At 72.9% G+C, this 23322-nt stretch carries 17 protein-coding genes; 13 read left to right on the top strand and 4 right to left on the bottom strand.

The window, feature by feature from the left end; all coding sequences use genetic code 11:
* The first annotated feature begins 75 nt into the window (after positions 1-75).
* Positions 76-735: a histidine phosphatase family protein gene (locus tag ACFYZA_RS32490; protein ID WP_382593128.1), complete on the top strand. Its 660-nt coding sequence runs from the start codon at positions 76-78 to the stop codon at positions 733-735.
* Between the two features lie 12 nt (positions 736-747).
* The gene (locus tag ACFYZA_RS32485) at positions 748-1665 is read left to right on the top strand and encodes an ADP-ribosylglycohydrolase family protein (RefSeq protein WP_388494281.1); all 918 of its coding nucleotides are present in this window, start codon (positions 748-750) and stop codon (positions 1663-1665) included.
* Here the strand turns inward: ACFYZA_RS32485 and ACFYZA_RS32480 are convergent.
* Positions 1662-3218, bottom strand: coding sequence for an MFS transporter (locus ACFYZA_RS32480; RefSeq protein WP_388494280.1), 1557 nt, complete (start codon positions 3216-3218; stop codon positions 1662-1664). The genes ACFYZA_RS32485 and ACFYZA_RS32480 overlap by 4 nt on opposite strands.
* A 300-nt stretch (positions 3219-3518) precedes the next feature.
* Between ACFYZA_RS32480 and ACFYZA_RS32475 the strand changes: the two genes are divergently transcribed.
* The 3 genes from ACFYZA_RS32475 to ACFYZA_RS32465 all read left to right on the top strand — a co-directional run bounded on the left by ACFYZA_RS32475 (position 3519) and on the right by ACFYZA_RS32465 (position 5794).
* A complete protein-coding gene (locus ACFYZA_RS32475) occupies positions 3519-4142 on the top strand; it encodes a TetR/AcrR family transcriptional regulator C-terminal ligand-binding domain-containing protein (RefSeq protein ID WP_388494279.1) in 624 nt (207 codons plus the stop codon).
* 95 nt (positions 4143-4237) lie between these two features.
* Positions 4238-4948 carry a ribonuclease HII gene (locus ACFYZA_RS32470; protein WP_382593116.1) on the top strand — a complete coding sequence of 237 codons (711 nt, stop codon included), beginning with the start codon at positions 4238-4240 and terminating at the stop codon, positions 4946-4948.
* 222 nt (positions 4949-5170) lie between these two features.
* A complete protein-coding gene (locus ACFYZA_RS32465; protein WP_388494278.1) occupies positions 5171-5794 on the top strand; it encodes a hypothetical protein in 624 nt (207 codons plus the stop codon).
* Positions 5795-5927: 133 nt separating this feature from the next.
* Here ACFYZA_RS32465 and ACFYZA_RS32460 read toward each other — a convergent pair whose 3' ends face one another.
* A complete protein-coding gene (locus ACFYZA_RS32460) occupies positions 5928-6569 on the bottom strand; it encodes a hypothetical protein (protein ID WP_382593110.1) in 642 nt (213 codons plus the stop codon).
* Positions 6570-6786: 217 nt separating this feature from the next.
* Entirely contained in the window at positions 6787-8958 is a 2172-nt protein-coding gene (locus ACFYZA_RS32455) for a RecQ family ATP-dependent DNA helicase (RefSeq protein ID WP_388494277.1), read from the bottom strand.
* 368 nt (positions 8959-9326) lie between these two features.
* Between ACFYZA_RS32455 and ACFYZA_RS32450 the strand changes: the two genes are divergently transcribed.
* The 7 genes from ACFYZA_RS32450 (at position 9327) to ACFYZA_RS32420 (ending at position 20324) form a co-directional block, all read left to right on the top strand.
* Positions 9327-11201, top strand: a complete 1875-nt coding sequence (locus tag ACFYZA_RS32450; RefSeq protein ID WP_388494314.1) for a DUF4192 family protein — start codon at positions 9327-9329, stop codon at positions 11199-11201.
* 182 nt (positions 11202-11383) lie between these two features.
* On the top strand, positions 11384-13414 hold the full coding sequence (locus ACFYZA_RS32445) for a glycogen debranching N-terminal domain-containing protein (protein ID WP_388494276.1): 2031 nt from the start codon (positions 11384-11386) through the stop codon (positions 13412-13414).
* A 95-nt stretch (positions 13415-13509) separates the two neighbouring features.
* Complete coding sequence (locus ACFYZA_RS32440; protein ID WP_382593098.1) at positions 13510-14274, top strand: NUDIX domain-containing protein; 765 nt, start codon at positions 13510-13512, stop codon at positions 14272-14274.
* A 468-nt stretch (positions 14275-14742) separates the two neighbouring features.
* Positions 14743-16458, top strand: a complete 1716-nt coding sequence (locus ACFYZA_RS32435) for an ATP-binding cassette domain-containing protein (protein WP_388494275.1) — start codon at positions 14743-14745, stop codon at positions 16456-16458.
* A 160-nt stretch (positions 16459-16618) separates the two neighbouring features.
* The gene (locus ACFYZA_RS32430; protein ID WP_382593092.1) at positions 16619-17503 is read left to right on the top strand and encodes a FadR/GntR family transcriptional regulator; all 885 of its coding nucleotides are present in this window, start codon (positions 16619-16621) and stop codon (positions 17501-17503) included.
* A 320-nt stretch (positions 17504-17823) separates the two neighbouring features.
* Positions 17824-19377, top strand: a complete 1554-nt coding sequence (locus tag ACFYZA_RS32425; RefSeq protein WP_382593089.1) for an RNA polymerase sigma factor — start codon at positions 17824-17826, stop codon at positions 19375-19377.
* Positions 19378-19511: 134 nt separating this feature from the next.
* A complete protein-coding gene (locus ACFYZA_RS32420; protein WP_382593086.1) occupies positions 19512-20324 on the top strand; it encodes a S1 family peptidase in 813 nt (270 codons plus the stop codon).
* Positions 20325-20447: 123 nt separating this feature from the next.
* On the opposite strand, the gene ACFYZA_RS32415 is transcribed toward ACFYZA_RS32420, so the two are convergent.
* Entirely contained in the window at positions 20448-20678 is a 231-nt protein-coding gene (locus ACFYZA_RS32415; RefSeq protein ID WP_053725523.1) for a hypothetical protein, read from the bottom strand.
* A gap of 433 nt (positions 20679-21111) precedes the next feature.
* Between ACFYZA_RS32415 and ACFYZA_RS32410 the strand changes: the two genes are divergently transcribed.
* Positions 21112-23229 (top strand): type IIA DNA topoisomerase subunit B, encoded by a 2118-nt coding sequence (locus ACFYZA_RS32410; protein ID WP_382600154.1) that lies wholly within the window; start codon positions 21112-21114, stop codon positions 23227-23229.
* The last annotated feature ends 93 nt before the right edge of the window (positions 23230-23322 follow it).

Raw genomic sequence — 23322 nt, 5'->3', positions numbered from 1 at the left:
GCTCCGAGCGGCGTCTACGCCGGATGGAGGCCGGACAGGTGCTCGATCGGGGCGCGGGCGATCTAGGGTTTGGGCATGGCAAGACCACGGCGCATCGTCCTCGTCCGGCATGGCGAGTCGGAGGGCAATGCCGACGACACCGTGTACGAACGCGAGCCCGACCATGCGCTGAGGCTCACCGAGACCGGGCTGCGCCAGGCCGAGGCCACGGGGGAGCGGCTGCGGGCGATGTTCAAGGACGAGGGCGTCAGCGTCTACGTCTCGCCCTACCGCCGCACCCACGAGACGTTCCGCGCCTTCGGCCTCGACCCCGCGCAAGTGCGCATCCGGGAGGAGCCGCGACTGCGCGAGCAGGACTGGGGGAACTGGCAGGACCGCGACGACGTCAAGCTGCAGAAGGCCTACCGGGACGCGTACGGGCACTTCTTCTACCGCTTCGCCCAGGGCGAGTCGGGGGCCGATGTCTACGACCGGGTCGGTGCGTTCCTGGAGAGCCTCTACCGCAGCTTCGAGGCCCCCGACCACCCGCCCAACGTGCTCCTGGTGACGCACGGGCTCACCATGAGGCTGTTCTGCATGCGCTGGTTCCACTGGAGCGTGGCCGACTTCGAGTCGCTGTCCAATCCGGGCAACGCCGAGACCAGGACGCTGCTGCTCGGGGCGGACGGGCGGTACTCGCTCGACCGGCCGTTCCAGCGGTGGCGTGCCCCCGAGCCGTACGGGATCACCGGATAGAGTGGGTGTGCGATGACCGCTGACTCCTCCACCGAATCACTCGACACGCGCTTCGTACGCGCCCTGGGCAGCCTGCGCGGCCTGTCCGTCGGGGACGCACTGGGCTCCCAGTTCTTCGTCCCCGCCCACTACCCCCTCCTCAAGCGCCGGGAACTGCCCGAAGGCCCCTGGCAGTGGACCGACGACACCGAGATGGCCTGCTCGGTGCTGGCCGTGCTCGCCTCGCACGGCCGGATCGACCAGGACGCGCTCGCGCTGTCCTTCGCCCACCACCACGACTTCGACCGGGGCTACGGCCCGGCGGTCAACCGGATGCTGCGTCTGGTCCGGGAGGGCGGGGACTGGCGGACGCTGGCCTCCGCCCTGTTCAAGGGCCAGGGCTCCTGGGGCAACGGCTCCGCGATGCGGATCGCGCCGCTCGGCGCCTGGTACGCGGACGACCCCGAGCAGGCCACGCACCAGGCCGAGATCTCCTCGTACACCACCCACCAGCACCGCGAGGCCGTCGTCGGGGCCATGGCCGTCGCCGCGGCAGCGGCCCTGGCCGCCGCGCCCGCGGGTCCCCCCGCGCCGGGCGATCTGCTCGACACGGTGATCGCGCTCGTGCCGCGCAGCGCGGTGGGTGCCGGGCTGCGGCGGGCGCGCGACATGCTCGACTACGACGACGCGGCGACGGTGGCCGCGGTGCTCGGCTCCGGGCGCCGCACCAGCGCGCACGACACCGTGCCGTTCGCGCTCTGGTCGGCGGCCCGCGGGCTCGGCGACTACGAGCGGGCGTTCTGGACGACCGCGCAGGTCGGCGGCGACGTGGACACGACCTGCGCGATCGTCGGCGGAATCGTCGCGGCCGCCCGGGCCGGCGCGCCCCCCGCCGCCTGGGCCGAGCGCACCGAGGACCTGCCGGACTGGGTCCCGGCGAGCGCGGCCTAGAGCGCGGCCCCGGGCGAGCCGCTCAGCGCCTCCAGGTCGCTCTTGCGCACCTGGATGACGAACACGGCGGTCAGGATCGCGAGGGCGACCAGCGCGACGGCGGCGATGAACGCGACGCCGATGCCATGGGCGAGCACCTCGTCGCTCCACGGGGCGGGCAGCCGGCGGGAGTTGAGGAACGCGGCCTTCTGCTCGGGTGAGCCGTGCGCCAGGAAGTCCTTGACCTGGATGGTGGCCTCGTCGCGGCTCGCGGTGCCGAACACGGTCGTCAGGATGGACAGGCCGAGCGCGCCGCCGACCTGCTGCGTGGCGTTCAACAGGCCCGACGCGGCGCCCGATTCACGGTCGGCGACACCGGAGACCGCGGTCAGGGTGAGGGTGACGAAGTTGAGGCCCATGCCGAAGCCGAACAGCAGCATCGGGCCGAGGATCCCGCCGGCGTACGAGCTGCCCGGATCGATCCGGGTCAGCCACGCCATGCCGGCGCCGGTGAGCAGCGTGCCGGTCACCATGAAGGGTTTCGGGCCCAGCTTCGGCAGCAGGTTGGAGGAGATCCCGGCGCCGGTGACGATCGCGAGCGTCACCGGAAGGAAGGCGAGGCCCGCCCTGACCGGGCTGTAGTGCAGCACGTTCTGCACGAACAGGACGATGAAGAAGAACATGCCGAACATCGCGGCGGCCAGGCTGAGCATCATCACGTACGTGCCCGACCGGTTGCGGTCGGCGAACATCCGCAACGGCGTGATGGGTTGGGCCGATCGGCGCTCCACCGCGACGAACGCGAGCAGCAGCAGCACGGCCCCCGCGAACGAGCCGAGCGTGAGCGCGTCGCTCCAGCCGTCCGACGAGGCCCGGATGAACCCGTAGACCAGCGCCGCCATGCCGAGGGTGGAAGTGAGCGCGCCGGTCAGGTCGAAGCGGCCCGGGTGACGCTCGGACTCCTTGATGTAGCGGGGTGCGAGGGAGGCGATGAGGACGCCGATGGGCACGTTGACGAACAGCACCCAGCGCCAGTTCAGCCAGTCGGTGAGCATGCCGCCCGCGAGCAGGCCGATGGCCCCGCCGCCGGCCGACACGGCGGCGAACACGCCGAACGCCCGGTTGCGCTCCGGGCCTTCGGGGAACGTCGTCGCGATCAGGGCGAGCGACGTCGGCGAGGCGATGGCGCCGCCGACGCCCTGCAGGGCGCGCGCGGCGAGCAGCTGCCAGGGCTCCTGGGCGAACCCGCCGAGCAGTGAGGCGAGCGTGAAGAGCAGGATGCCGGTGGTGAACATCCGGCGCCGGCCGAGCAGATCGCCGGCCCGGCCGCCGAGCAGCAGCAGCCCGCCGAACGTGAGCGCGTAGGCGTTGATGACCCAGGTGAGGTCGTTGGTCGAGAAGCCGAGGGCGGTCTGGATGTGGGGCAGCGCGATGTTCACGATGCTGGCGTCGAGCACCACCATCAGCTGGCACGCCGCGATCACGGCCAGGGCTATGCCGGGCCGGGCGGGGCGGTCCTCGCGCAGGGTGCGGGATGCGGCTGGTCGGGCCGTGTCGGTCGGGTTGGGCGTCACTGGGTCCCCCTGAGAGCCGTAGTGAACGCATCCGTTCACTAATGACCGACGATAGTGAGGCGCCGGGAGCGAACACAAGGCTTTTCAGGGGGAGTTGGGGGCATGTTGGCCAAGCGTCCGCCTCGGCGCCGGATGCCCAGGGGGCCGGACCGCGTCTGGAACATCCGGGCGGGCCGGGGTCACCATGGGGGTCCCGGGCGTCCGTCCCCGTACGCTGCGATCACCGCCCCGGGCGGTGGCACCCCCGTCCCCAACAGGGGATATCCGTCCCCGCGGAGAGTCCCCAACGGAGAGTGGAAGATGGCCGCTTCGCGCTGCACCGACACCGGGGCGCAGCCCGTCTCGCCGCGCCGCCGGGGGCCCGTTCTGGAACGGGCGATCCTCGACGCCGCCCTGGAACAGCTGAGCACGGTCGGCTGGAGCGGCCTCACCATGGAGGGCGTGGCCGCCGGCGCGGGGACCGGCAAGGCCGCCGTCTACCGCCGCTGGCCCTCCAAGGCGGAGCTGGTCGCGGACGCGCTGCGCTCCGGCTTCGCCGGCCTCGACGACGCGCCGGACCACGGCTCCGTACGTGAGGACCTCTACCAGCTGTGCCTGCGCATCCGCGGCACCATGTACTCGCGCTCCGGTCACGCGCTGCGCTCGGTGCTTTACGAGTGCGACGGCGCGGCGGCCGACGGGTTCCAGGAGCTGATCCTGCACCGGGTGATCGAGCCGGCCAACCGGCTGCTGCGCGAGGTGGTGCGGCGCGGCGTCGAGCGGGGCGATGTGCGACCCGATGTCACCGGGGACCTGGTCTTCGACGTGATCCCGGGGCTGATGATGTACCGCTCGAAGCTGTGCGGAAGCGAATGGAGCGAGGCGGACATCGCCGCGATGGTCGACCAGGTGATGGTGCCGCTGCTGCGTCCCCGCGCGGGCTGACGGCGTCTGGGGCCCCGGCTCGGAGCGGCCCGCCGGCGGCAAGGGGTGACCTGGGTGTCGCGGGCGGCCCCGGGCGGCGTAACCTTGCAGGCGCCATGCCGTACGAACCACCCACCCACAGCGTCGAGCGCTCGATTCGCGCCACCACCGGGGCCAAGATCGTCGCCGGTGTCGACGAAGTCGGACGCGGGGCGTGGGCCGGTCCCGTCACGGTCTGCGCGGCCGTCACCGGACTGCGCCGCCCGCCGCTCGGGCTCACCGACTCCAAGCTGATCAGCCCCAAGCGCCGCACCGAGCTGGCCGCGGTCCTGGAGGGCTGGGTCACCGCGTACGCGCTCGGCGACGCCTCGCCCGAGGAGATCGACGAGCTGGGCATGACCGCGGCCCTGCGGCTCGCCGCCGTGCGCGCCCTGGAGGCGCTGCCGGTGCGGCCGGACGCGGTGATCCTCGACGGCAAGCACAACTATCTCGGTCTGCCCTGGCAGGTCCGTACGGTGATCAAGGGCGACCAGTCCTGTATCGCGGTGTCGGCCGCCTCGGTGATCGCCAAGGTGCGCCGGGACGCGATGATGGCCGAACTGACGGGCGCCCAGGGGGAGTACGCGGGGTTCGGCTTCGCCGAGAACGCCGGCTATCCCTCGCCCGTGCACAAGGCGGCCCTCGAAGAGCAGGGCCCCACCCCCTACCACCGGCTGTCGTGGTCGTATCTGGACGCGCTGCCCCGGTGGCGGCATCTGAAGAAGGCGCGGCTGTCCGCTGAGGCGGCCGCACTCGAAAGCGGGGGACAGCTCGGCTTCGACTTCTGACCCGGAGGACGGGCGGGGCCCCTCGGTTCCCGGTCCGTTGTCCGTACGGTGCGGCCCCGTTCCCGGAGCCTTCCGGTCCGTTTCGCGGACGTGTGAAAGTACCCCCGCGCGTCCCGAAATCCCTGGACTTTCCCGCCCAGTTGCGGGGAGACTCCGCCACGATCGCACCTTTGTGCCCACCCGCCGGTGACGCCTTCACCGGCATTTGATAGACATCCACTCATGCCTCTCATCCCCGAGGAGCCTCAGATTCACGAGAGTGCCCAGGGTCCCCGCGTCACCCCGGCCGCCGGCCGCACCGCGCAGACCCCTCGCCCCGTACCCGGCCCGCGTACCGCGGCCGCACCGCGTCCCGGACATCCGGGCCCCGGACCGGCCCGGCCCACGCCCCCCGCGCAGCGGTCGCACACCTCCGTCGCGCAGACCCCGCCGCCCGGGCCGCCGAGCCCGGCCGGACCGCAGATCCAGCTGATCCCGGCCCCCGCCGACGGCGCGCTCGACGCCGCGGGCGAGGCGGTGGACCTGCTGCTCGACACCGGCCGCGCGCCGGGCGACATCCTGGTCCTCACCACCGGTGACCCGCACCCGTGGGCGGCGCACGAGCTGTCCTTCGGCGAGGACGCCTACTGGGCCCAGCACGACGCCCGCGACGACGTCTTCTACGCCGCCGCGGCCGCCGTCGAGCGGGCCTCGGCCCGCCCGGTGGTCGTCGTCGCCGTCAACGGCGACGCGGCCGACGACGCGGCGGCCCGCGCACTGCCGCTCGCCCTGGCCCGCGCCGGGACGCTGCTCATCGTGTGCGGCGACCCGCAGCGGATCAACGCGGCGCTCGGCGCCGGAGTCTGAGCTCCGGTCCGGTCGCCGGGTCCCGCGCGTCCGACCGGGCGCGCGGGCCGGCCGTGCCGCGCGCCCGGCCACGCCCGGGGCCCGGGCAGGCCGACGGCCGGACGGACCCGGTGCCCGGCCGTGCCGGAACGGTTCAGCGCGCGGCGGTGCGCCGCCGCATGTCCACGGTGGCCGTGCCCGAGCGCAACGGCAGCGGCTCTGCCAGTTCCTTCCCGGCGTCGGCCAGTGAGCCCGGCCCCGAGATGGAGCTGGGACGGCGGCCGCCGCGGCCCTCGCCGAGCACCTGCCAGCCGTCACGCGTGAGCGTGATGTACGCGCCGCAGCGCAGCCCGTGCAAGGTGCAGGCGTCACGCAGGCCCCACATCCAGGCCCCGTCCTCCTCCGTCCACCGCTCGTCGCCGTCACGGCAGTAGAGCAGTACGGCGGTACGCACCGGGGTCCGGCGGCGCAGATCGTGCGGGATGACCCGGCGCAGCTGCGCGAGCAGCGCGTTGCGGAACTCCCAGCCGTCGGCCGGCGCCGCGCGGCGGGCGAACGACGCGCTGGCGGCGAGCCGTTCCTCGTGGTCGAGGACCGCGACGACGGCGGTCGTGGGTGTCGGCCGGTGCCGGGCGTGCAGCCCGCTGACGACCTCGCGGGGATTGCGCAGCAGCGGAATGCCGGCCGCTGCCCACTCGGCGGGCTCCAGGATCCGCCCGAAGCGGTTCGCGGAGTCGGCCGATACGCGGGTGGACGCCGCTGCCGAGGCGGCGGACGGAGCGAATCCGAAGGTCACGGTCCTCCCTTCCGAATACGCGCCCACAGTGCGGGCGGTGCCGGGTGGGGGCGCACCACGGCACAGCCCTTCAGGACCTCAGGGGGACCGTGCGGGGGCGGCTCCAATTCTTCCCGTCGCGAGGTCGGGCGGCAACGAGCAATTGACGTCGCTGACCTGAATCGACGGGTATGGCACTCATATCCCTGCCCAGCGGCACCCCCGGTCACCCCTGCCCTCACGCCTGGACCGCGAGGACCAGCGGGAACACCCCCTCGGCTCCGGAGCGGCGCAGCAGCCTGGCGGCGACCGCCAGCGTCCAGCCGGTGTCGGACGCGTCGTCGACCAGCAGGACCGGCCCATGGGTTTCGGCCAGGGCGGCGGACAGCGCCTCGGGCACGACGAAGGCGTGGTGCAGCGCGCGCACCCGCTGGGCGCTGTTGGACTGCGCGATGCGCTCGCCCGCCGGGCCGTCGGCGTATTCCAGCGAGCCGAGCAGCGGCATCCGGCCGATCTCGGCGATCCGCGCGCCGAGCGAGGAGACGAGCGCGGGCCGGGTGCGCGAGGGCACCGTCACCACACCGGCCGGCCGGGGCGGCGCGTCGGGACCGCCCGAGGCCCAGCCGCCCCTGCCCTTGGCCCAGTCGGCGAGGACGCTCACCACGGCCTGCACCACATCGTCGGGCACCGGCCCGTCGGGGGCGCCCGGCGCCAGCATCGGGCGCAGCCGGTTGCCCCAGCCGATGTCCGAAAGGCGGCCCAACGCCCTTCCGGAGAAGGCCAGTTCACCCGCCGGGATGCGGCCCTTCAGATCGATGCCGATCGCCGCGAGCCCGGTGGGCCACATCTTGCGCGGCTCCACCTCCACGCCGGGCCTGGTCAGCTCGCCGCGCGCCTCGTCCAGGGCGGTGCCGGACACATCGGCGGTGAAGCGGGCGCCCGCGCAGTTGTCGCAGCGTCCGCACGGCGCCGCCTGGTCGTCGTCGAGCTGGCGGCGCAGGAACTCCATCCGGCAGCCCGTCGTCGAGGCGTAGTCGCGCATCGCCTGCTGCTCGGCGGAGCGCTGCCGGGCCACCCACGTATACCGCTCGGCGTCGTACACCCAGGGCTCGCCCGTGCTGGTCCAGCCGCCCTTGACCCGGTGCACCGCGCCGTCCACGTCGAGCACCTTGAGCATCGTCTCCAGGCGTGTGCGCCGCAGCTCCACCAGTGGTTCCAGGGCCGGCAGCGACATCGGGCGGTCGCTGTGCGCCAGTACGTCCAGGGTGCGCCGGACCTGCTCCTCGGGCGGGAAGGCCACCGACGCGAAGTACTTCCAGATCGCCTCGTCCTCGCGGCCCGGCAGCAGCAGCACCTCGGCGTGGTCCACGCCACGGCCCGCGCGGCCCACCTGCTGGTAGTAGGCGATGGGTGAGGACGGCGAGCCGAGGTGGACCACGAAGCCCAGGTCGGGCTTGTCGAAGCCCATGCCGAGCGCCGAGGTGGCGACCAGCGCCTTGACCCGGTTGCCGAGCAGATCGTCCTCGGCCTGCTGGCGGTCCGCGTTCTCCGTCTTGCCCGTGTACGAGGCGACGGTGTGCCCGCGCCGGCGCAGATACGTGGTGATCTCCTCGGCCGCCGCGACCGTCAGGGTGTAGATGATCCCGGAGCCCGGCAGCTCGTCGAGGTGGTCGGCGAGCCAGCCCAGGCGATGGGCCGCGTCCGGCAGCGAGACCACGTTGAGGCTGAGGCTCTCGCGGTCCAGGGGCCCGCGCAGCACCAGCGCGTCCGAGCCGCCGCCGGTGCCGAGCTGCTCGGCCACGTCCGCCGTCACCCGGGCGTTCGCGGTCGCGGTGGTCGCCAGCACCGGTACCCCCGGCGGCAGTTCGGCCAGCATCGTACGCAGCCTGCGGTAGTCGGGGCGGAAGTCGTGGCCCCAGTCGGAGATGCAGTGCGCCTCGTCCACCACGAGCAGGCCGGTGGCCGCGGACAGCTTCGGCAGCACGTTGTCCCGGAAGTCCGGGTTGTTGAGGCGCTCCGGCGACACCAGGAGCACGTCCACGGCGCCCGCCGCGACCTCCTCCTGAACGGTGTCCCACTCCTCGGGATTGGCCGAGTTGATCGTCCGCGCGGTGATGCCCGCCCGGGCCGCCGCGTCGACCTGGTTGCGCATCAGCGCGAGCAGCGGCGAGACGATCACCGTGGGGCCGGCGCCCCGGGCCCGCAGCAGGGCGGTCGCCACGAAGTACACCGCGGACTTGCCCCAGCCGGTGCGCTGCACCACGAGCGCCCGCCGCTTGTCGGCGACCAGCGCCTCGATGGCCCGCCACTGGTCCTCGCGCAGCCGCGCGGTGCCGGTGGCGTCCCCGACGAGACGGGCGAGGACGGTGTCGGCCTCGGTACGCAGTTCCGCGTTGCTCGTGTGCTCCATGCCCCCATACAACAGGACGGGTCCGACAATCGCGGAACGAAGCGTTCCTGATCGGTCGTTCTCGCTGGTCGTTCTCGCTGGTCAGGTTGCTGGTCGCGGTGCTGGTCGGGTTGGTGGTCGCGGTGCTGGTGAGGTGGCTGGTGACGTTGGCGGCCGGGCCGGGGGCGCGGGTCGGTTCGGTGGGCAGGGCTTTCGCCGGCCGCCCGGGCGGTGGCCGCAGTGGCTCTCGCGAGGGGTTCTGCTGCCTGCGGGGCATCGTGCCGGGCGGCGCCGACATTTGTATGACCAGCGCCTTTGTCCTGTGGACAACGTTATCCACAGGGGTGGTGGGAACCGCGTGACCGCGAAACCCTCGGGACATGCGAGACATGAACGAACACGACGAATCCCGCGACTCCCACGACCCCCGAGACGCCAGGACCGAGGACTCCGACTCCGGGTTCTACGGGGCCGCCGGGCCCGAAGGCCCCGAGGGGTCCGGACCCGAACGCCTCGGACCCGGGCCTTACGACTCCGTGTCCCACGGGCCGGAGACTCCCGCGCCCGCGTTCCGCGACTCCGTGTCCCACGGCTCGCCCGCCGAGCCCCGGATCACCCTGCGCGGCCCGGCCGAACTGGCCGACGCGCTGCCGTACTTGCTGGGCTTCCATCCGACCGACTCGATCGTGCTGGTCGCGCTGCACGGCGAGAACGGCCGGTTCGGTGGCCGGGTCAGGGTGGGGCTGCCCGCCTCGCCGCAGGAGTGGCCCGACATCGCCGACCAGCTCGCCGACTGCCTGGTGACCGGAAGCGAGCGGCGCGGGACCCGGCCGGACGGCATCGTCGTCTTCCTCTGCCAGGACCCGTCGGTGGACGGCACCGGTCGCCAAGTCATGGAGTGGCTGCGGCCGTTGGCCCAGCGGCTGCGCACCGCCTGCGGCGGCCTCGACGTCCCCGTACGTGAAGCGCTGTGCATTTCCGACGGCCGCTTCTGGTCGTACTGCTGCCCCGACACCCGCTGCTGCCCGGCCGAGGGCAACGTCCTCGCCCTGCCGGGTACCTCCGTGATGGCGGCCGCCGCGACCTATGCGGGCATCCAGGTGCGGGGATCCCTGCGGGAGATGGAAGAACGGCTAGCCCCGTGGCGGTCCCCGGCGGCGGTGGCCGAACAGGAGCGGGCCCTGGACGCCGCGGCCGCGGAGATGTTCCCCCGGATCCTGGGCGAGGGCGACCGGCGGACCGTGGCCGACGAGACGCTGGAGCTGGCGGCCCGCCTCATGCGGCGCATCGCGGAGGCGCCCTTGCCGACCCGTGGAACGGACTCCGCCCCCGTGACGGGCCGCGGCTCGGGCACCCTGCTGCTCGGCGGAAACGCGGCGGACGAACTGGACGACGGGCTCATCGCCCATGACGAGGCGGCGGCCGTGATCCTGGGCCTCCAGGACCGTACGACCCGCGACTGGGCCGCCGAATGGATGGAGGAGCCCGACGCCGGTCCCGCCCTGCGCCTGTGGCGGGCGCTGGCCCGCCGCTGCGTCGGACCGTACGCGGACCATGCCGCCGCGCTGCTCACCCTCGCGGGCTGGGTCTCCTGGTCGACCGGCGACGAGCCGCACGCCCGAGTGGCCTTCGGCCTCGCCCTGCGGGCCGATCCCGACTACCGCTTCGCCTACCTCCTCCACCAGGCCTGCAACCAGGGCCTCGACCCGGAAGAGCTGCGCATCTGCCTACGAGAGGAACGCGCCGCGCGACTCGCGGGCCCGGATGGCGCGTCCGTGCCCGAGGCTGCCGGGTCCCTATCTGAGGGCGCGTCAGCAAACCCGGTCAGTGCCGGACTTGAGGGGCGCTCCGGATCCGAGGCCACCTCCGTACCCGCGGCCACCGCCGCGCCTGGGGTCACCTCCGTGCCTGCGGCTACCTACCCGTCCACGGCTACCTCCGTGCCTGCGGTCGCCCCCGGGCCCACGGCCACCTCCGCGCCCGCAGCCGCCCCCGTGCCCGAGGGCTCCGCCGTGCCCGGGGTCGCCGTGGTGCCGGCCGGGTCTGCCCGGCGGTCGGCTCCGCGCGTCAAGTCCCGTCCCGGTGCCGCTTCGGCCGCACGGAATCTCGACTCCAACAGGCCTCGCCAGAAGGGTAGTTCGGGCCTTGGCGGATCCGGGCGTCCCGAGCCCGAACGGCCCGGGGCCGCCGGCCCCGGGCCGGAGGCGGCGCGGCGGCGGCGGGTGCGGCGCCGGGGCGGGGAGCCGGTCACGGGGGAGGGGTGACGGCGGGATGCGGCCGGTCGGCCCCGGGGTGGGGGCCGGGAGGGCGACCCGTCCGTGACCCGGTCGAGGCCCGCGGCGTTCACGTGGGGGCGGCGCGGCACCGGGTACCGCATCGCACCGAACGCGGCCGTGCCCGCGATCACCCTCGTCCCCGCCGCCCGGACCGCGCAGAAGGGTACGCAATGGCGCCCACCGCACCGCCCCCGCCCGGTACCGGGAGTCATCCGGGACCGGCCCCGGCGAAGCCCGCCGGGCCGCTCGGCGAGCTGCCGGCCGTGCACGCCGCCGTGATCTGCGTGGCCCTGCCGGGCCTCGCGGTCTCGCCGGAACACGGTCAGCTCACCGGACACGGCCTCGAAGGCTTCTACCAGCACGGCCGACGGCTGCTCTCCCGCTGCCAGTTGAGGGTGGCCGGCCGCGACCCGATCGCCGTGCAGGGCAGGCCGATATCGGCCGACCGGGCCCGGTTCCTCGCGGTGGTGCGCACGGCGGCGGACAGCGGGCCCGACCCCGAGATCGCCGTCGAGCGGATCCGCCACGCGGACGGCACCGAACGCATCACCCTGACCAGTTCGTCGGCGCGGCCGCTGCGGCTCCCGGTGGAGATCGCGCTCGGTACCGACCTGGCCGACCTCGGTGCGGTCGCCGCCGGGCGTGCCGGGCCCGAACTGCCCGCCAGCGTCCATGACTCGGGCATGCGCTGGACGTCGGGCGGGGCCCACAGCGCGGTGACCGCGCAGCCCCCGCCGACCGACGCGCTCGCCTCCGCCGGGGTACTGCGCTGGGCGGTGGAGCTGCCGCCGGGCGGCTCGTGCACGATCCGGCTGAACATCAGGAACGGGCGGCCCGTGCGGTCGCCCGGGCAGGGGGCGAGCCCCCTGCCCTCCCCGCAGGAGGCCAGGGCCGAGGGCGACGACCCGCGCGTGGCGGCGCTGCTGCACCGCAGCATCGACGACCTGCGGGCCCTGCTGATCCGCGACCCGGCCCGCCCGTCCGACCTGTACGCGGCGGCCGGAGTCCCCTGGCGGTGCGGGCAGGCGCCCGCCGAGGCGCTCTGGGCGGCACGGATGGCGCTGCCCCTGTCCACCCGGCTCGCCGGGGCCACCCTGCGCACCCTGGCCAGGACCCAACTGGGCGGTCCAGGGCCAGAGTTGGGGCGCATCCCCGGACCGTTCAGGGACGCTGGGCCCTATCTGCCGCCGGGCTGCACGGGGGTGGAGGCCACCCTCGCGTTCCCGGTCGTCCTCGCGGAGGCGCGGCGCTGGGGGCTGCCCGAGTCGGAGGTGGCCGAGCTGCTCCCCGCCGCCGAGCGGTGCCTGGGCTGGCTGGCGGCGGCCTTCGGTGACGACGGCTACCTCGCCGAGAGCGGCCCCGTCGCCGCCGGGCTCGTCCGCGCCGAGACCCAGGCCCACCTCCACCGGGCGGCGCTGCTCGGCGCGGAACTGCTGAGCGAGTGCGGCCGGCCGGGCGCGGATGCCTGGCGCGCGCGGGCCGGGGCGCTCAGGGAACGTTTCCGGGCGGAGTTCTGGCTGGACGACCTGGGTGGCGGCCGCCCCGTCGCGGCCCGTACGGCCGACGGGCGGCCCGTGCCGCTGCTCGGCGCGGGCGCGGCCCACCTGCTGGACACCGGACTGCTCGGCGGCGGGCGCCTCGCCCCCGGGCTGCTCGACAAGGTGCAGACCGAACAGCTGGCCCGGCTGCTCGGAGGCCCCGCGATGGACTCGGGGTGGGGGCTGCGCGGGCTCGCGGTCAAGGAGCCCGGGTACAACCCCTTCGGGCACCGGGCCGGGGCGGTGCGGGTGCACGAGAGCGCGGTCGCCGTCGCGGGCCTGGCCGCCGCCGGGTACGAGAAGGAGGCCGTGGCTCTGCTGCGGGGTGTCCTGGCCGCCTCTGAGGCCTTCGGCCACCGGCTGCCCGAGATGTACGCGGGGGAGCAGCGCACGGAGGGCAGTGTGCCGGTGCCGCATCCGGCCGCCTGCCGTCCCGCGGCGGTGGCGGCCGCGGCCGGCATCCAGTTGCTGACCGCGCTGGCCGGGATCCGTCCGGACGCCCCGGCCGGGTCCGTCGCGCTCGATCCGATGCGCTCGGCCCCGCTCGGCTCGGTCCGGTTCGCGGGCCTGAGCGTCGCGGGGGAGCCGTTCACCGTGCGGGTCAGCAGGCTCGGGGTCGGCATGGTCGAGCAGGCCGCCACCCGGCTCCAGCTGGGGGGCTGAGCGTGGCGGGCGGCCCGGGAGGTGCGCCAGGAGAAGAAGTGCCGGACGGTGTCGAAGGGAGTGTTTATCGTCAGGCAGACGACTATGATCGCCGCATGTCGCCCTACGACCCGTCGGCCTTTCCGCCCTTCGCCGTGACCGTCGACCTGGTCGTGCTGACCGTGCGCCGCCACGCGCTCTGCGCGCTCGTGGTGCGCCGAGGGGAGCCACCGTTCCAGGGGCGCTGGGCGCTGCCCGGCGGATTCGTCCGCGACGACGAGGACCTGTCGATGGCGGCGGCCAGGGAGCTCGGCGAGGAGACGGGTCTGTGCGCCTCGGACCCGGCGGCCCCCGCGCTGGCCAACGGCGCTCACCTCGAACAGCTCGCCACCTACGGCGACCCCCGGCGCGACCCCCGGATGCGGGTGGTCAGCGTGGCGCACCTCGCGCTCGCCCCCGACCTGCCCGCACCGCGCGCCGGCGGCGACGCGCACAGCGCGCGCTGGGCCCCCGTCGAGGACCTGCTCGGCCAGGAGGGCGGCTTCGGGCGCGACGGCGAACAGCCCGCGCCGCTCGCCTTCGACCACGCCCGGATCCTGGCGGACGGGGTCGAACGAGCCCGGTCGAAGATCGAATACTCCTCGCTCGCCACCGCGTTCTGCCCGGCCGAGTTCACCGTCGGCGAGCTGCGCCGGGTGTACGAGGCGGTGTGGGGCGTCGCCCTCGACCCGCGCAACTTCCACCGCAAGGTGACCGGCACCCCCGGGTTCCTGGTCCCGGCGGGCGGCACGACGACCCGGCAGGGCGGCCGCCCCGCCCAACTGTTCCGAGCCGGCGGCGCGACGCTCCTCAACCCGCCGATGCTGCGCCCCGAGGTGTGAGGGCGCGGCCCGGCGGCGCACGCTGACGCCGGCGTCCGACGCGGCGGAACCCCGGGAAGCGCGGGCACCCGAGGCCGGACCACGCCGGCCTCCGTGGCAGCGCCGACTCGCCCGCGGCCGCACGCGAGGCCTCGGCCAGGGCGCACGCTCGCCCCGCACCCGTACGCGTGGCCTCGGTCAGGGCCTCGGCTCGCCCGCGGCCGCACGTATGGCCTCGGCCAGGGCGTGCACCCGCCCCACACGAGTACGCGAGGGCTCAGCGAAGGCGTGCACCCGCCCCGCATCCGTATGCGGAGGCACCCCCCCACCAGCACCGCTGCCCTGTGCCGCGCGCCTCCGTTCGCGCCCAAAGGCCTGACATCCGGGGCCACATCACCCCAACCCTGCGTCAAAAGTCCGAAATGTCGCGTTATCTTGCTGCGGTAACCGCCCTGCCGCCGAGCGGTCTCAACTACCGCGAGAGAAACGATGCTCCAGGCAATCGGACTCACCAGCGCCCCCCGCCGAGACCTACCGCCCGCCGTGGACGACCTCACCTTCGAGGCGAGACCCGGGCAGCTCACCGCGCTGCTCGGGGCCCCGGGCTCGGGCCGGACGACGGCCCTGCGCCTGATGCTCGAACTCGAACCGGGCCGGGGCGTGACCTACTTCCGCGGCCGCCCCCTGCATGAACTCGCCCACCCCGCCCGCGAGGTGGGCACCCTGCTCGGCGATGTGCCCGGCCATCCCGCGCGCACCACCAGGGGCCAGCTCAAGCTGATGTGCGCCGTCGCCGGGGTCCCGGTGTCGCGCGCGGAGGAGATGCTGGAAGTCGTCGGCCTCTCCGGCGTCGCCGATCAGCGCCTCGGCACCCTCTCGCTCGGCATGGACCGTCGTCTCGGCCTCGCCGCCGCCCTGCTCGGCGACCCGCACACCCTCGTGCTCGACGAGCCGGCCGAGGGTCTCTCGCCCCGTGAGAACGCCTGGCTCTACGGGCTCCTGCGCGGCCACGCCGACCAGGGCGGCACCGTTCTGTGCACCTTCTCCGACCCCAAGGAGGCGGCCCGCTTCGCCGACCGCGTGGTCACCATCGACGGCGGCCGCCTCGTCGCCGACCAGGACGGCATCGAGTTCGCCCGTACCCGGCTGCGGCCGCGCGTCGCCGTCGCCACCCCGCACGCCGCCCGCCTCGGCGCCCTGGTCAGCCGTGAGGCGCGCGCCGCGCAGCGCGCCGTCGAAGTGGTCGCCGAGGACGGCAGCCACCTGTCCGTGTACGGCAGCAGTTGCGCGGAGATCGGGGAGACGGCCTTCCGCAACGGTGTGCTGCTGCACCGGCTCGCCGACGAGATCGGCGACACCGGCCCGAGCGTCACCGTCCCACCCCAGGAACGCCCCCGCAGTTCCCACCCGTTGCCCATCGCCCCGCGCCCGGCCCGCACCCCGCTGCGTCCATTGCGCTACGAGCTGCGCAGGCTGCTCGGCGTACGCACAACCTTCCTTCTGGCGGCGGGCGTTCTGGCTTCGTCGGCGGTTCTCGCCGTACTGCTCGCGCGGTCCGGACAGACCGAGCCGCCCCGGCTCCTCGCCGCCTGGCCCGGCCTGCTTCCCCTGCCGCCCGCCGCGCTCGGCGCGGGCCTGTTCGGCGCGCTCGCCTTCGGGGACGAGTACCGCTACCCAGCGCTCGCCGCCGACCGCGGCACCGCCCCGCGCCGGCTCGGCCTGCTCTTCGCCAAGCTGGTCGTGAGCGCCGCGACGGCCCTCCTGCTCGCGGCCCTCGCGGTCGCCGTCGACTACCAGACCCTGCGCCTGGTCTACGGCGCCGGTGTCATGGGGCCGGCGCGGGAATGGCTTGGCCTGAGCGCGAGTTGGGCCGGACTCACCGTCGGCTGCGCCTGGGCCGGGCTGCTCGCCGCCGGGATCTTCCGGGCCACCAGCGCGGGCCTCGCGGCCGTGCTCGCCGTGCCCGTCGTCGTCGTACCGCTCCTGAGGAAGGCCGTGGACGGGCACTCGGTGCGATCCGTCGCCGGGCTTCCCGACCGGCTGCGCGACCTGGCCTGGGTGCGGTGGCCGCACGCGCTCGACCACTGGCTCATCGTCGCGCTGCACCTGGTCGCCGAACCGGTCGGAGCCGCACTGGCGCTCTCCCTCACGGTTCTGATCTGCGCCTATCTCCTCACCGGCCTGCGGGCCAGGGCCCGTTGGTGAACCCCGCGCGGCCCGAGAGCGAGGTTCTGTCCGCAACTCCCTTGGGAATGCCCGCTTCTTTCCGATAAAGCGTCAATTGCGGGGGTGGCGGTGATCACCCTTTCGTGTGCTTTTCACCAAAGACCTCAAGGGTCACGGGAGTCCCGCCGACAAAGGGTGCATGAGCACCCTTGCGCACACCATGATGACCGCCCGCACCGCCGACGCCGGCCTCGCGGCCCCGGGCGAACTCGACCGCTACCCCTACGGGGAGGCGCGTTCCTCCGACCGGCTCGGCGCCCCCTCCTGGGACGGCGGCGACACGGAACTGGGCCGGGTTGGCCGCCGTGCGGCGGGCAGCCGCGGCCGCGGTCTGCACGGCCAACTCGTCCAGCAGCTCGGTCAGATGATCGTCTCCGGCGACCTCGGCGCGGACCGCCCGCTCGTCCCCGAGGAGATCGGCCAGCGCTTCGAGGTCTCCCGCACGGTCGTCCGCGAGTCCTTGCGCGTGCTCGAGGCCAAGGGCCTGGTCAGTGCCCGGCCCAACGTCGGCACCCGGGTCCGCCCGGTCAGCGACTGGAACCTGCTCGACCCCGACATCATCGAGTGGCGCGCCTTCGGTCCCCAGCGCGAGGACCAGCGCCGCGAGCTGGCCGAGCTGCGCTGGACCATCGAGCCGCTGGCCGCCCGGCTCGCCGCGGGACACGGCCGCGAGGACGTGCAGCAGCGCCTCGGCGACATGGTGGAGATCATGGGCCACGCCCTCGCTCAGGGTGACTCGATCACCTTCTCGCGGGCCGACGCCGAGTTCCACTCACTGCTCATCCAGCTCGCCGGCAACCGGATGCTGGAGCACCTCTCCGGCATCGTCTCGGCCGCCCTTCAGGTTTCCGGCTCCCCGATCACCGGCTGTGACCGCCCCTCGGACGCCTCGGTGGCGCACCACGGGCGGATCGTGGACGCCCTCGCCAACGGCGACCCGATGGCGGCCGAGGCGGCCGTGCGTCAACTGCTCACCGTGCACCCCGAGGTGGAGCGCGTCGTCCCCGCCCCGCGCGAGCACTGAGCGGAGCCCCGCCGACCAGGCGTGCCGCCGGATCCCGGAAGGGGTCCGGCGGGCTCGAATACGGGGTATCTGTCCCTTGTGGGCCCTTGGTCGCCTTTGGGGTGTGACTCGGGCCACGAAGATTGCGCGTAACACTCCTCGGAACCATGCGATGACTTAAGAGGTAACAGCCGAGGAGGGAATACAGCGGCCATGCGTGGCGCTGTGCAGCTCCGAGGTTCAGCCCGCGCCCCCGGCACATCCCCAGCCGGTGGTCGTCGGCTCCGGCCTGATCCTGGGCGGGGCCGGAAGCCGTTTTCCATCGTTTCGAGAGGTTGTTCGTGTCGGCCAGCACATCCCGTACGCTCCCGCCGGAGATCGCCGAGTCCGAGTCTGTGATGGCGCTCATCGAGCGGGGAAAGGCTGATGGACAGATCGCCGGCGATGACGTGCGTCGGGCCTTCGAAGCCGACCAGATTCCGCCGACCCAGTGGAAGAATGTTCTGCGCAGCCTCAACCAGATCCTCGAGGAAGAGGGTGTGACGCTGATGGTCAGTGCCGCGGAATCACCGAAGCGCACCCGCAAGAGCGTCGCAGCGAAGAGCCCGGCGAAGCGCACCGCCACCAAGACGGTCGCGGCCAAGACGACCGTGACCACCACCAGGACCGTCGCCGCCTCCGCGGCCCCAGCCGAGAGCGTGGACGTGTCGGCCGACGAGGCCGACGACGCTCCCAAGAAGGCCGTCGCCAAGAAGGCGGCCGTGAAGAAGACCGCCGCCAAGAAGACGGTGGCCAAGAAGACCGCGGCGAAGAAGACCGCCGGCAAGAAGGGCGACGACGAGGAGGTCGTCGAGGGCGAGGAGCTCCTCGATGACGCCGCGCCCGGCAAGGGTGACGACGAGGAGCCCGAGGGCGAGAGCAAGGGCTTCGTCCTGTCCGACGAGGACGAGGACGACGCTCCGGCCCAGCAGGTCGCCGTCGCCGGAGCCACCGCGGACCCGGTCAAGGACTACCTGAAGCAGATCGGCAAGGTCCCGCTCCTCAACGCCGAGCAGGAGGTCGAGCTCGCCAAGCGCATCGAGGCCGGCCTGTTCGCCGAGGACAAGCTGTCGAACGCGGACAAGCTGGCGCCGAAGCTCAAGCGCGAGCTGGAGATCATCGCCGAGGACGGCCGCCGCGCCAAGAACCACCTCCTGGAGGCCAACCTCCGTCTGGTGGTCTCGCTGGCCAAGCGCTACACCGGCCGCGGCATGCTCTTCCTGGACCTCATCCAGGAGGGCAACCTCGGTCTGATCCGCGCGGTCGAGAAGTTCGACTACACCAAGGGCTACAAGTTCTCCACGTACGCCACCTGGTGGATCCGTCAGGCGATCACCCGCGCCATGGCCGACCAGGCCCGCACCATCCGTATCCCGGTGCACATGGTCGAGGTCATCAACAAGCTCGCGCGCGTCCAGCGCCAGATGCTCCAGGACCTGGGCCGTGAGCCCACTCCGGAGGAGCTGGCCAAGGAGCTCGACATGACCCCGGAGAAGGTCATCGAGGTCCAGAAGTACGGCCGCGAGCCGATCTCGCTGCACACCCCCCTGGGTGAGGACGGCGACAGCGAGTTCGGCGACCTCATCGAGGACTCCGAGGCGGTCGTGCCGGCCGACGCGGTCAGCTTCACGCTCCTCCAGGAGCAGCTGCACTCGGTGCTCGACACCCTGTCCGAGCGTGAGGCGGGCGTGGTGTCCATGCGCTTCGGCCTCACCGACGGCCAGCCGAAGACCCTGGACGAGATCGGCAAGGTCTACGGCGTGACCCGCGAGCGGATCCGCCAGATCGAGTCCAAGACCATGTCGAAGCTGCGCCACCCGTCGCGTTCGCAGGTCCTGCGCGACTACCTCGACTAGGTCGCGGTCGTCCGTACGTCTCAAGAGCCCGGTCTCCTTACGGAGGCCGGGCTCTCGCGCGTTTCAGCGGGTGCGGCGGGGGGTGCCCTGAATGACGCTGGGTGTGCCTGTGTCACCGAGAGTCAGGAGACCCTATGCCCCGCCGCATCGCCCGGGCCGTCTCAGGGGCGGCCGCCCTTGGGTTCATCGCGCTGGGGGCGCCGCTGCCCGCGGCCGCCGACGAGGTCGTCATCGGTGGCCGGCCCGTCAAGATCTCGGAGAGCCCCTGGGTGGTGGCGCTGTCCAGCCGTGACCGGTTCGGAGGTACGCGCGCGGGCCAGTTCTGCGGGGGAGTGGTGGTGGGTCCCACCACCGTCCTGACCGCGGCCCACTGCCTGCGCAGCGACGTCCTGGGCGCGGACGTGTCCAAGGTGCGGGACCTCACGGTCATCGCGGACCGCACCGAGCTGCGGTCGACCGCCGGCGAGGAGATCCCGGTGAGCTCCACCTGGACCAACCCCGGCTACAACCCGGGGACCAACGCGGGCGACCTCGCCGTGCTCACCCTGGCCCGGCCGCTGCCCGCCGCGTCCGCGATCCCGGTGGCCGCGGCGGGCGACCCGGCCTATCGGGCGGGCACCCGCGCCACGGTCTACGGCTGGGGCGACACCTCGGGCGCCGGCAGCTATCCGACGGCGCTGCGCGCGGCCACCGTGTCCGTCCTGCCGGACGCGGACTGTACGCGCGCCTACCCGCCGAACTCGGACGGGACGTACGAGGTGTCCACCATGCTGTGCGCAGGCGATCCCAGGGGCGGCTACGACGCTTGTCAGGGCGACAGCGGCGGGCCGCTGGTGGCCCAGGGGCGGCTCATCGGCCTGGTGTCCTGGGGGAACGGCTGCGGGCAGGCCGACAGCCCCGGGGTGTACACGCGGGTGTCGGCCATCGCCAGGCCCTCCGGCGGCTGACCGGGACGGGCGGGCCGCCCGGCCGGCCGCCGGACATGAGAACGGGCGGCCACTCCCCCTGCACGGGGAGTGGCCGCCCGTCGCCGGTCCTGGACCGGCCCTGGCTCGTCGTGATGCGAGGTCTCAGCGATCCTCGTCGCCTGCGGACTCGGGCACCGCCGTGAGGCGGTCCGTCTCGTCCTGTATGTCAGCGGCGATCTTCTTCAGTTCCGGCTCGAACTTACGTCCGTGATGAGCGCAGAAGAGCAGTTCGCCGCCGCTGGTGAGGACTACGCGAAGGTAGGCCTGTGCGCCGCAGCGGTCGCAACGGTCGGCGGCCGTCAGGGGGCTCGCGGGGGTCAGAACAGTAGTCACGTCGCCTCTTCTCTAGCTCGACGAGCTGTCGTACCAGGGTCAACATCCAACCAGGCCGAAAACGTTCCCGCTCGTGGCTTTTCCTCGAAAGTTCTTGGTCAAGGTGGCTGTCTGCTGCCGGTTGGCGGCGAATGAGCCGTATTGCGGAGCTTTACGGGTTTCGCGTTGCTTGTCTCGTTTGGCCCTCCCGGCGGGGTTGCCGGTTGTTCATGAGGACGTGCCCGGAGCCTAAATGGTTCATGCCTGAATGGGAACGTGATATCCGCATCACCCCAACGAGGGATCGAACATGCTTGCGACGCTGGACTAGCATGAGGATTCGCGAGGGTGGCGTGACAACGGCTCTACCAGGCCTCGGTACCCTCTGACCGGCGACCGACGCCGGCCCCTTACCCATCGGGGCGCAATTGAAATTCAGCGAGGAGCGAACTGCGTGACCGCCGAGACGTCCGTTCCGTCCACTGCGCTGCTGAGCGGGGCAGACCGCGACGGCTCCAACTACACCGCTCGGCATCTGCTCGTTCTCGAAGGCCTGGAAGCGGTCCGCAAGCGGCCCGGCATGTACATCGGGTCCACGGACAGCCGAGGCCTGATGCACTGCCTCTGGGAAATCATCGACAACTCCGTCGATGAGGCCCTGGGCGGCCACTGCGACCACATCGAGGTGATCCTGCACGACGACGCCTCCGTCGAGGTGCGGGACAACGGCCGGGGCATCCCCGTCGACGTCGAGCCCAAGACCGGGCTCTCGGGCGTCGAGGTCGTCATGACCAAGCTGCACGCCGGCGGAAAGTTCGGCGGTGGCTCCTACGCCGCGTCCGGCGGCCTGCACGGCGTCGGCGCCTCCGTGGTGAACGCGCTCTCGGCCCGTCTGGACGTCGAGGTCGACCGGGGCACCACCCACGCGATCAGCTTCCGGCGCGGGGTCCCCGGCATCTTCACCGAGCAGGGGCCCGACGCGCCCTTCGACCCGGGCAACGGGCTGCTCAAGGGCAAGCGCGTGCCCAAGGGCCGCACCGGCACCCGCATCCGCTACTGGGCCGATCGCCAGATCTTCCTGAAGGACGCGAAGCTGTCGCTGGACACGCTGTACCAGCGGGCGCGGCAGACGGCGTTCCTGGTGCCGGGTCTGACGATCGTGGTGCGGGACGAGCGGGGTCTCGACGGCGAGGGCAAGACGGAGGAGACGTTCCGGTTCGACGGCGGGATCAGTGAGTTCTGCGAGTACCTGGCGCAGGACAAGGCCGTCAACGACGTGCTGCGCCTGTCCGGGTCGGGGACCTTCAAGGAGACCGTGCCGGTCCTGGACGACCGCGGGCACATGACGCCGACCGAGGTCACCCGCGAGCTCGGCGTGGACATCGCGCTGCGCTGGGGCACCGGCTACGACACGAACCTGAAGTCGTTCGTGAACATCATCGCCACCCCGAAGGGCGGCACCCACGTCTCCGGGTTCGAGCGCTCGGTGACCAAGACGGTCAACGAGGTGCTGCGGGCGGCGAAGATGCTGCGGGTCGCCGAGGACGACGTCGTCAAGGACGACGCCCTCGAAGGCCTCACCGCGGTCGTCACCGTGCGCCTGGCGGAGCCGCAGTTCGAGGGCCAGACCAAGGAAGTGCTGGGCACCTCGGCCGCCAACCGGATCGTGGCGAACGTGGTCGCCAAGGAACTCAAGGCGTTCTTGACGTCCACGAAGCGCGACGACAAGCAGCAGGCGCGGTCGGTGATGGAGAAGATCGTCGCCGCCGCGCGGACGCGGATCGCGGCGCGCCAGCACAAGGAGGCGCAGCGCCGCAAGACGGCCCTGGAGTCCTCGTCGCTGCCGGCGAAGCTGGCGGACTGCCGCAGCGACGACGTCGAGCGCAGCGAGCTGTTCATCGTCGAGGGCGACTCGGCGCTCGGCACGGCGAAGCTGGCCCGCAACTCGGAGTTCCAGGCGCTGCTGCCGATCCGGGGCAAGATCCTCAACGTTCAGAAGGCGTCGGTCTCCGACATGCTGAAGAACGCGGAGTGCGGGGCGATCATCCAGGTCATAGGGGCCGGCTCGGGCCGTACCTTCGACATCGACGCGGCCCGCTACGGCAAGATCGTGCTCCTGGTCGACGCGGATGTGGACGGCGCGCACATCCGGATCCTGCTGCTGACCCTCTTCCAGCGCTACATGCGGCCGATGGTGGAGGCGGGGCGGGTCTTCGCCGCGGTGCCGCCGCTGCACCGGATCGAGCTGGTCCAGCCCAAGAAGGGCCAGGACAAGTACGTGTACACGTACTCGGACAACGAGCTGCGCAGCACCTTGCTGGAGTTCCAGCGCAAGGGGGTCCGCTACAAGGACACCATCCAGCGCTACAAGGGCCTCGGTGAGATGGACGCCGACCAGCTCGCGGAGACCACGATGGACCCCCGCTTCCGGACCCTGCGCCGGATCAACATCGGGGACCTGGAAGCCTCCGAGCAGGTCTTCGACCTCCTCATGGGCAACGAGGTCGCCCCCCGCAAGGAGTTCATCACCAGCTCCGCCGCCACCCTCGACCGCTCACGCATCGACGCCTGACCCCGGCCCGCCGGGCCTGACGGACGCCGGTCCGCGGAATGCTCCGCGGGCCGGCGTCCGCCCTTTCCGCCTTCCGCCACCAGGTGCCGCCCG

The sequence above is a fragment of the Streptomyces sp. NPDC001828 genome (genome assembly GCF_042892175.1).
Classification (GTDB): domain Bacteria; phylum Actinomycetota; class Actinomycetes; order Streptomycetales; family Streptomycetaceae; genus Streptomyces.
Note: the sequence above shows the minus strand (reverse complement) of the source record. Positions and strands in the feature narration are given on the sequence as shown.

Excerpts from the sequence above, each read along its gene's own strand:
- ACFYZA_RS32475 (WP_388494279.1), top strand. The coding sequence starts at position 3,519 with ATGGCCGCTTCGCGCTGCACCGACACCGGGGCGCAGCCCGTCTCGCCG.
- ACFYZA_RS32430 (WP_382593092.1), top strand. The coding sequence starts at position 16,619 with ATGAGCACCCTTGCGCACACCATGATGACCGCCCGCACCGCCGACGCC.
- ACFYZA_RS32435 (WP_388494275.1), top strand. The coding sequence starts at position 14,743 with ATGCTCCAGGCAATCGGACTCACCAGCGCCCCCCGCCGAGACCTACCG.
- ACFYZA_RS32470 (WP_382593116.1), top strand. The coding sequence starts at position 4,238 with ATGCCGTACGAACCACCCACCCACAGCGTCGAGCGCTCGATTCGCGCC.
- ACFYZA_RS32465 (WP_388494278.1), top strand. The coding sequence starts at position 5,171 with ATGCCTCTCATCCCCGAGGAGCCTCAGATTCACGAGAGTGCCCAGGGT.
- ACFYZA_RS32490 (WP_382593128.1), top strand. The coding sequence starts at position 76 with ATGGCAAGACCACGGCGCATCGTCCTCGTCCGGCATGGCGAGTCGGAG.
- ACFYZA_RS32445 (WP_388494276.1), top strand. The coding sequence starts at position 11,384 with ATGGCGCCCACCGCACCGCCCCCGCCCGGTACCGGGAGTCATCCGGGA.
- ACFYZA_RS32450 (WP_388494314.1), top strand. The coding sequence starts at position 9,327 with ATGAACGAACACGACGAATCCCGCGACTCCCACGACCCCCGAGACGCC.
- ACFYZA_RS32455 (WP_388494277.1), bottom strand. The coding sequence starts at position 8,958 with ATGGAGCACACGAGCAACGCGGAACTGCGTACCGAGGCCGACACCGTC.
- ACFYZA_RS32420 (WP_382593086.1), top strand. The coding sequence starts at position 19,512 with ATGCCCCGCCGCATCGCCCGGGCCGTCTCAGGGGCGGCCGCCCTTGGG.
- ACFYZA_RS32440 (WP_382593098.1), top strand. The coding sequence starts at position 13,510 with ATGTCGCCCTACGACCCGTCGGCCTTTCCGCCCTTCGCCGTGACCGTC.
- ACFYZA_RS32485 (WP_388494281.1), top strand. The coding sequence starts at position 748 with ATGACCGCTGACTCCTCCACCGAATCACTCGACACGCGCTTCGTACGC.